This is a genomic window from Sunxiuqinia sp. sy24, assembly GCF_052677165.1.
On record NZ_JBQYLH010000039.1, the window covers coordinates 1 to 2,602 of the forward strand.

Sequence of the window (2,602 nt, forward strand, 5' to 3'; positions counted from 1 at the left end):
GTAAGCATTCGGTAAACCCCGTCTTGTTTCATGTAAAATTAGCATCCTGCTTTCAAAGTTTCTCTTAAATGTTCGGAGAACTTTGAGAGGATCAGGAGGCGGTACTGTTACAAATTTTGGTTTTGCAGTTTAAAGTTATGCGGAAGCAGTTCTGCCAGGTCTTTGGAGTAATCGCTATCGTATCGGTGAACGTTTTCCAGGAAGAAAATCAGCCATTCGCGGAAGTTCACTTCGCTTGCTTTGCAGCAGCCCAGCATGGAATACATGATTGCGGCATTTTCAGCCGACTCGTGGTTGCCGCAGAACAACCAGTTCTTCCGGCCCAGCGCTATGGGGCGGATGGCATTTTCGGCCAGGTTATTGTCCATTTTTAATTTGCCGTCCAGGTGATAGCGCGTGAGTTTGTGGTAAATATTATAAGTGTACCGGAGGGCTTTCCCGATCCGTCCTTTGGGCAGGACTTTGGGATATTCACTGAGTATCCATTTTTCGAAAGCCACCATGATGGGGTAAGACAGCCGGGAACGCAGGTCGGCACGCTGTTCATCTGACAGGTTTTCCTGGTCGGCGCGCCTTTCCACATCATAAAGCAGTCCGATTTGTTCCAGTGCATACGATGCCCGGGCCTTGTCTTCTTTTAAAGCTTCTTCAAATTTACGGCGCGCATGCGCCCAGCATCCAATGGGCAGGACACCCTTTTTGTTTTCATAAATGTCGTAAACTGCATAGCCATCGGTTTGGATCACCCCTTGGTAATCCTTAAATAATTGCAAGGCCACTTTTTGTGCCCGCGAGCCATAATCGTAATGGAAGAAAACCAGGCCTTCGGTTACCGCCCGGATCATCCAGATGTAACCGTTTATCGCTTTGTGCTTCTCATTATTGATGATCGGGATGGTGGTTTCATCGCTTTGGATATAACCGGATGCAAGGACCAGCTCCTTCAACCTGTAATAAGCAGGCCTGAGCAGGTCGGCCACATCACCAAACCAGCCATTAATGGTTGCAGGGGCAATGGAGATGCCCTGTTGTTTGAACATCTGTATCTGGCGGTAAAAAGGAAGATGGTTCACGTATTTGTCAATGACGATATCGGCCAGCAAGCTTGCCCCGGCGTAGCTTTTGGCTATTGGAAGCGCAGGCATGGGAGCTGTAACGATTTGCTTTTCCACATCCTGGCTTTTGTCCTTCAATGCATATTTGTGGCGGATAATCCGGCGCACATACCAACGGGCAGGATCGCGTTCCAGCACTTCGGTAATTTCCGGTTCCAGCTCGGTCCGGTTTTCAGTATTGATATTTTCAGGATAAATATGGGTCTCTTCCCGTGGAATGCTTTCCGGCAGGGGTTTGCGTACCGGGTGGCTTTTGTCCTGTACTTTGACACGGATGGTCTTGTACTTTTCGATTTCCTCTTTGGCGCTGGTGGCCAGTTCTTTTTCCTCCGGGAGCAGGCCGAGCCCGTCAAAATCGAACTTGCGTTGCTGCGGGTCTTCGGCAATGTACTTTTCGCTGGATTTGCCCCAGATTCGCCGCTGGAGTGTCTCAACCTGTTGCTTTAACTTATAGATGGCCCCATCCTTTTCAGTGAGCAGTTTTTCGTAAGTGGCTTTTTCAGTATCGAAGTTTTCGTAGCCGGCAAGCTGGCTTTTCAGCTTGGATGTTTCCCGGAAAAGCCGGTCACGCTCCTCCAGTATCTGTTGTAAAAAAAGCTCTTCGCCAGGGGTCATCCTTTCTTGTTTTTGATGGCGTGAAGATACTAAAAATCAACGGAGTGACCAAGCCAATAGACCAAATTTTACGGGCGTTTCGAAGGTTTTTCCCATCTTTTTTTCTTCACTTTCCCATCGGCAGAAACACCGCGGACCATCATCATCAAATCCTGCCAGTTGGTTTGAAACGTGTTGGTGCTTTCGTCAAAAACAGGCAGTGTAAAACTGCCAGATTCCAGTTTCATATGATAGATCACCAGGCCCCCGCATTCCATGTGCAGGATTTTCATGCTGGTGCAAAGGCGGTTGATAAAGATGAACACATCACCATCCTGCACGTTGCGCCCCATCAGGTTAGTCACCATTCCGCTAAGGGTGTAAAAGCTCCGGCGCATGTCGGTAGGATATGCATACAGGTAGTACTTCATTGATGGGGCGAGGCTAAACATCCTGGCGCCCCATTGAAAGTAACAGGGATTGCAGCATCTGCGGATCCGACAAACCGCTCAGGTTTATCCGCACCCCGTTGGGGTAGCTTATCTCGCAGGAAATTAGCTTGTCCCCCATAGCCGGGCTAGCAAAGGTTTCTTTCTGATCCTGCACCGGGGCCGGAAGCTGGACCCCTTCAAGCCTGTTCTCAAAAACCACCGGCACAAACCCTCTTTTAGGGGGAAGCTGTCCTTTGAGTTTGTTCTGCCAGTAATAAAATTTGGCTTCGTTCATCTGCTGGTTCGCGCAATAGTCACGGGTGGTCAAGCCGGACGCCAGGAAATCCTTGTAGATCGCCCGGAACTTTTTCTCGTTTAACATGTCGTTTGTCTTTAAAATCAAACCAACAAATGTATAGACCCGCAAAAAGATTTAAAACACGGGGTTCAGCGAATGCTTAC

General features: G+C 48.7%; 3 protein-coding genes. All 3 read right to left on the reverse strand.

The window, feature by feature from the left end; translation table 11 throughout:
- Positions 1 to 107 precede the first annotated feature (107 nt).
- The gene (tnpC, locus tag ACUNWA_RS18955; protein ID WP_445593498.1) at positions 108 to 1,730 is read right to left on the reverse strand and encodes an IS66 family transposase; all 1,623 of its coding nucleotides are present in this window, start codon (positions 1,728 to 1,730) and stop codon (positions 108 to 110) included.
- Between the two features lie 68 nt (positions 1,731 to 1,798).
- The gene (gene tnpB, locus ACUNWA_RS18960; RefSeq protein ID WP_445593499.1) at positions 1,799 to 2,161 is read right to left on the reverse strand and encodes an IS66 family insertion sequence element accessory protein TnpB; all 363 of its coding nucleotides are present in this window, start codon (positions 2,159 to 2,161) and stop codon (positions 1,799 to 1,801) included.
- Entirely contained in the window at positions 2,154 to 2,522 is a 369-nt protein-coding gene (tnpA, locus tag ACUNWA_RS18965; protein ID WP_445593500.1) for an IS66 family insertion sequence element accessory protein TnpA, read from the reverse strand. Before tnpA ends, tnpB begins: the two co-directional genes overlap by 8 nt.
- Positions 2,523 to 2,602: the final 80 nt, after the last annotated feature.